Genomic DNA, 2923 nt, shown 5'->3' with positions numbered 1-2923 from the left:
CGCCGTGCGGGCCGCGGTGGCGGAGCCCGGCGGCGTCGCGGTGGATCCGGCGGGCAACCTGCTGATCGTCGACCGAGGCCACCACCGCGTGCGCAGGGTGGACACGGCCGGGACGATCACCACGTTCGCCGGCGCGGACGTACCCGTCACCGGACCACCGCCCGCGGCCGGCGACCGCGGGCCCGCCGGCTCGGCGGTGCTCCAGCTTCCGCAGTCGCTCGCGATCGCCCCCGACGGCACGGTCTACATCGGTGACGACCGTGCCGGACGGATCCGTCGGGTGACACCGGCCGGGGTGATCGACACCGTCGCGGGTGGCGGAGTCGACCGCGCCGGCGAGGGCTTACCGGCGTCCGGTGTCGCGTTGACCACGCCGGAGGGTCTCGCGGTGCGCGGCGACGGGGCGCTTGCCTACGCGGACACGCTCGCCGGCCGGGTCCGGCTGATCGACGTACCGGCGCCGGTCGTACCGCCCGGACCGCACGCGGTCGAGGATCGGGTGATCGCCCGGGCGGGGCAGTCCGTCGACGTACTCGTGCTCGCCAACGACACCGGCAACGCGTTGTCGATCCTGTCGCACACCAATGCCCCGCACGGTCTGGTCGTCCAGCTCGACGACCCGGTTCGCACCGGCCCCGACGCGGTGTTGAGATACACCCCGGGGCCGGGCGCGACCGGCACGGACTCGTTCATGTACACGGTGTCCGATCGACTCGGCCGGCAGGCGACCACCACCGTGCACGTCGAGGTCGCGCGCCCCGACCACCGACCGCTCGACGTGGTCCTGCCGCGACCGCAGCGGCCCGGCAAGGCGGACACCGGCGGAGCGGGCGAGGCGCCGCACGCCGTCGAGAGCGAGGCCGTCGCGACCGACGACCCCACGTCTCGCCCGCAGTCCGCCGACTCCGTGATCGCCACGGCCGGGGCAGGTGGACGCCGGCTGCTGCTGACGATGGCGGGCGCCGCCCTGCTCGGTGTCGGCGTGCTCGCCCTCGTCGCGTATCGCAGGCGCCCGAACCGTGGCGTGGGCTGAGCGAATCGCTCGGGTTGCGCGGGGGCGGCCGCGGTCACGCGGCCCGGCCGCGGGTCATCGAGTAGAGCGCGTACAGCACTTCGGCGACGCCGACGATCACGAGTACGACCCCGATCTTGCCGAGCGCGATCACCGGCGTGTCCACGTCGTCCGCGAACAGCTTGAGCGCGCCGCCGACCACGGCGGTGGCCGTCCCGATCAGCAGTTCGCGTCCGGTCTTCGTCACGTCTTCTCCTCGATCTCGTCCGCCGCCGGCTCGGTGCCGTCCGCCGGTTCACAGCGAGGCTAGGCGCGCGTACGGGTCCGAGGCACCGTTCGTCGGGACGATCCGGCGTACACACTTCGGCGCAGTCCACCGGGGTTCGGGGCGGACGGGACAGGGGGGTTTACCCCCGCCTCGACCCGGTGGTTGCTCCCATGGGCGGGTCTGCTTCGCGCTCCTAGCGTTGTTTCGAGACCGCAGGGCGCGGGCGAGACGGCGGGAGAGTCGGGCGTGGACGGGGATTCGATGCGGGTTCGACGACGGGACACCGGTAGCGCACCGGCAGTTCGGCTCGATGCGGTGCGCAAGGTGTACGGCAAGGGCTCGGCCGCGGTCGCCGCCCTCGACGGCATCACGCTCTCGATCGACGTCGGCACGTTCACCGCCGTGATGGGCCCCTCCGGTTCGGGCAAGAGCACGTTCCTGCACTGCGCGGCGGGCCTGGACCGGCCCACCTCGGGCTCGGTCGTGCTCGCGGGCCACGACCTCGCCGGGTTGAACGAGACCGCGCTGACCAGGTTGCGCCGCGAGCGGATCGGCTTCGTCTTCCAGGCGTTCAACCTGTTGCCCACGCTCACCGTCGAACAGAACATCACCCTGCCGCTGAAGTTCGCGGGCAAGCGCGCGGACCGGCGTCTGATCGCCGACGTGATCGCCCGGGTCGGACTCACCGACCGCGCCCGGCACCGCCCGCACGAGTTGTCCGGCGGTCAGCAACAGCGCGTCGCGATCGCCCGTGCGCTCGCAATCCGGCCCGACGTACTGTTCGCCGACGAACCCACCGGTGCGCTCGACACCCGCACCGCGACCGAAGTCCTGGGCCTGCTGCGGGAATCCGTGGATCGGGACGGGCAGAGCATCGTGATGGTCACGCACGACCCGATCGCCGCGTCCTACGCCGACCGCGTGGTCTTCCTCGCCGACGGTCGGATCGCCGACGAGCTCGCCGCGCCCGGCGCGGACGCGATCGCGGACCGGATGACCCACCTGGGCACGTGGGACGAGAGCGCACGGATCCACCGCACGCCCGCGCCGTTCCGGGAACCGCGCTGATGTGGGGGCTCGCGCTGCGCACGCTGCGTTTTCGGGCGGGCAGCTTCGTCGCGACGTCGCTCGCGCTGTTCTTCGGCGCGACGATGGTGATGGCGTGCGGTGGCTTGCTGGAGACCGGCATCCGCAACAACGCGCCCCCGCAGCGACTGGCCCAGGCTTCGCTTCTGGTCACCGGCGACCGGTCGTTCACGCTGCCGAAGAGCGATTCGGACGACAAGGACGACGACGTCGTGCTCGCCGAACGGGTCCCACTCGACGGCGCCCTCGTGGACCGGCTCCGATCGCTCGAAGGGGTCCGATCGGCCATCGGCGAGCGGACCTTCGACACCGCGCTGCTCGGGGCCGGACCGACCGCGAAGGCCCAGGGTCACGCGTGGGAGTCGGCCGCGCTGACGCCGTACTCGCTCGCGGCGGGCGCCGCGCCGACCGCCGACGACGAGGTCGTCCTGGACGAGGGGCTCGCCCGGCGCGCGCACGCGAAGGTGGGCGATCGGGTGGAGATCGGGGCCCACGGCGGCGCGCGCTCGTATCGGGTCGCGGGCATCGCCGCGGCCGCGCGCTCGGTCCCGCAGGCC

At 73.2% G+C, this 2923-nt stretch carries 4 protein-coding genes; 3 read left to right on the top strand and 1 reads right to left on the bottom strand.

The window, feature by feature from the left end:
* Positions 1-1033, top strand: a 1033-nt coding sequence (locus GT354_RS15440; protein WP_237534930.1) for an Ig-like domain-containing protein, incomplete at its 5' end; no start/stop codon positions are given.
* A gap of 34 nt (positions 1034-1067) precedes the next feature.
* Here the strand turns inward: GT354_RS15440 and GT354_RS15435 are convergent.
* A complete protein-coding gene (locus tag GT354_RS15435; protein ID WP_161356886.1) occupies positions 1068-1259 on the bottom strand; it encodes a DUF5708 family protein in 192 nt (63 codons plus the stop codon).
* A 282-nt stretch (positions 1260-1541) separates the two neighbouring features.
* On the opposite strand from GT354_RS15435, the gene GT354_RS15430 reads away from it, so the two are divergent.
* Positions 1542-2348 (top strand): ABC transporter ATP-binding protein, encoded by an 807-nt coding sequence (locus GT354_RS15430; RefSeq protein ID WP_161356887.1) that lies wholly within the window; start codon positions 1542-1544, stop codon positions 2346-2348.
* A partial coding sequence (locus GT354_RS15425) for an ABC transporter permease (RefSeq protein WP_161356885.1) occupies positions 2348-2923 on the top strand: 576 nt, incomplete at its 3' end. The genes GT354_RS15430 and GT354_RS15425, both read left to right, overlap by 1 nt.

The organism is Streptomyces sp. SID3343 (genome assembly GCF_009865215.1).
Lineage (GTDB): Bacteria > Actinomycetota > Actinomycetes > Streptomycetales > Streptomycetaceae > Embleya.
This window is presented reverse-complemented; position numbering and strand designations above follow the sequence as displayed.